The organism is Arthrobacter sp. Bz4 (assembly GCF_003075455.1).
Taxonomy (GTDB): Bacteria; Actinomycetota; Actinomycetes; order Actinomycetales; family Micrococcaceae; genus Arthrobacter_D.
Window position 1 is genome coordinate 1 of sequence record NZ_QDAE01000054.1, and the last position, 2,737, is coordinate 2,737.

A 2,737-nucleotide genomic window follows, 5' to 3' on the forward strand; every position below is an offset into this window, starting at 1 on the left:
ACGACGGCGCCAGCAACCATGCCGGCGAGGGCGCCAGGCATGCTGAGCTTCTTCCAGTACAGGGCCAGCAGAACGGTCGGACCGAATGCGGCACCGAAGCCAGCCCACGCGAAGGCGACTAGGGAGAGGATTGACTCGCTGCGGCCGGAGGCCAGGACAATTGCGACAACAGCCACGACCAGGACGCCGAGACGGCCAAGAACAACGCCCTGCTTGTTGGTCAGGGTGCGTTTGGAGACCATGTTGTAGAGGTCTTCAACGAGTGCCGATGAGCAAACCACGAGCTGTGAGGAGATGGTGCTCATGACTGCCGCGAGAACTGCCGCGAGGATGATGCCCGCCACGAAGGGGTGGAAGAAGGCCTGCGACAGGTCGAGGAACACTGCTTCCGGATCGGTGAGTGACAGGTTCGGGTTTTGCTGGAAGTAGGCGATGCCGACCAGTGCGGTGGAGATGGCGCCGATAACGGTCAAGACCATCCAGCCCACACCAATCCGGCGTCCGGCAACTGCATCCTGAGGGGTGCGCATCGCCATGAACCGAACGATGATGTGGGGCTGTCCGAAGTAGCCGAGACCCCAGGATGCCGCCGAAATGATGGCTACCGTTGAACCGCCGGCGACGATGTTCAGGAAGGAAGGATCGACCTCGCGGATGGAATCGGTCAGGCCCCCGAAGCCGCCTACCTCAATGAGGCCGATGATCGGAACGAGGATCAGGGCCACCAGCATCAGCACGCCCTGGGCAACGTCGGTGTAGGTTGCTCCCATGAAGCCGCCGAACAGGGTGTAGGCGATGGTAATCGCGGCGACGATGATCATGCCGACGGTGTAGTTGGAGTTGAAGGAGCTTTCGAAGAAGAGTCCGCCCGCCACCATCCCGGATGAGACGTAGAAGGTGAAGAACACGAGGATGATGATTCCGGAAACGACCCGCAGGATCCGTGACTTATCTTTCAGCCTGTTCTCAAGGAAACTTGGCACCGTAATCGAATTGTTCGAGACCTCGGTGTAGCTGCGTAGTCTTGGGGCGACAAATTTCCAGTTCAGCCATGCGCCGGCGGTCAGACCGATGGCTATCCAGATTTCGATCAAACCCGACACATAAATGGCTCCCGGTAGTCCGAGGAGGAGCCACCCTGACATGTCTGAGGCTCCGGCGCTGAGGGCTGCCACACCCGGTTTGAGTCCACGGCCGGCGAGCATGTAGTCGTCGAGATCCGAGGTCTTCCTGAAGGCATACCATCCGATTCCGAGCATGGCGCTCATATAGATCACCATCGCGATGATTTGGAATGTCTGGTCGGGCATGACGGGGTCCTCTCACATTTTTCTTGGAATTTGCTGAGTGCAGCGCCCGACTATGCCAAAGACGAGCGTTATTAGCTAATTAGGTGATAGGAATCACATGCACGCCCTGACGCTCGTCCTTGCCGTCGATCGATTAGTTCTGGTGGGCTGAGGGCGTGGCGGCCTGGGCATGGCAAGTCGTCCGATCTCACAGTTGAGCGGTGGGCTCGAGACGCGCGTGCGGGCAGCGCGTGTGGGCAAAAAGGTCGTCGCCACTGTGCCTTTACCGACAGGCGTCGCTAGCCGCAACAGATCACTAGAAGGGTGCAGGGTCAGGGTCCGGGTCTGGGTCTGGGGCTGGTGGTGCTGGTGGTGGGTCTGCTGTGGTGAGGTAGGTTTCGCCGAGTGGTGAGATCGCGATGATGGTGCCGGGGTCGGGTTGTTGGTAGTGCCAGTAGCCTTCGGTTTTGAACATGTGGTGGCGTTTACACAGGGCCGCCAGATTCCCGTAGCTGGTTGTGCCTCCTTGGGACCAGGGTGTGGTGTGGTCGAGTTCGCAGAACACCGCCAACCGGTTACATCCCGGATGCCGACACGTCCCGTCCCTGACCCGGACCGCATCCTTTAGGTCCTGCGGGACCCGGTACGTGGTTGCATCGGCGCCAAGCCTGGCCCCGGTGAAGGGGTGGGTGAGGATCCTGGTGAACGATGGTGCGTGCCCGGCGAGCTTCCGGGCGGTCTCGGGATCAATCGGACCATACCCTTCCAGCTCACCCGGTGTGTCCCCGCCGAGGAGAGTCATCACCGGGACGGTGACGAACACCTTCGCCTGCACACCCCAATACGTGCTGGCCTCCCGCGGCTGACTGGGGCTGTTGCTCTCTCGCCGCTGACTGGATCCGCTGTTCGTCCCGGATCCGCTGTCCGTCCGCAATTCGGGGTCCGCTGTTCCCGGCCCGGCCCGGTCAGCACCCGGGCCGGCCCCAGCGGCAGTACCAGGTTCGGTCCCAGCGGCAGCAGCAGGGCCAGCAGGGCCAGCTGGGCCAGCTGGGTCGGGTGCGTCACTCATGTGTCCGGTGGGTCCGGCACTGGTGAGGACATCCACGAGGACGTCGGCCCTGAGTTGGGTGAGGGTCCTGGATTCGTCGGGGCCTTGCAGGTTACGGGCTGCGGTGTCGACGCGGTGGAAGATCCCGGCGGCTTGTTCGGTGGGCAGGAAGGCTTGGAGCCAGGCCATCCCGTCCTGCGCCGGGTCCAGATACACGCGACGGTCCTGGAGAGCCTTCCGGTGCCGCAGGGTGATCGATTCTGGGTGGAAGATGTCGCGTAACCGTTGGGCCTGGCGGTAAAACTTCGCCACCGTGGTCTTGCAGGCCAGACCGATGAGCTGGGCCTCGAATGCGGCCATCACGGCGGGAACGGTATCCGGGATACCGATCGCTTCTCCA

At 62.1% G+C, this 2,737-nt stretch carries 2 protein-coding genes; both read right to left on the bottom strand.

Annotation, left to right across the window (positions count from 1 at the left end; translation table 11 throughout):
• The coding region (gene putP, locus DDA93_RS15950; protein ID WP_116779303.1) for a sodium/proline symporter PutP at nucleotides 1-1,310 on the bottom strand (1,310 nt) is incomplete at its 3' end.
• A 295-nt stretch (nucleotides 1,311-1,605) separates the two neighbouring features.
• A partial coding sequence (locus DDA93_RS16945; protein WP_243400678.1) for an HNH endonuclease signature motif containing protein occupies nucleotides 1,606-2,737 on the bottom strand: 1,132 nt, incomplete at its 5' end.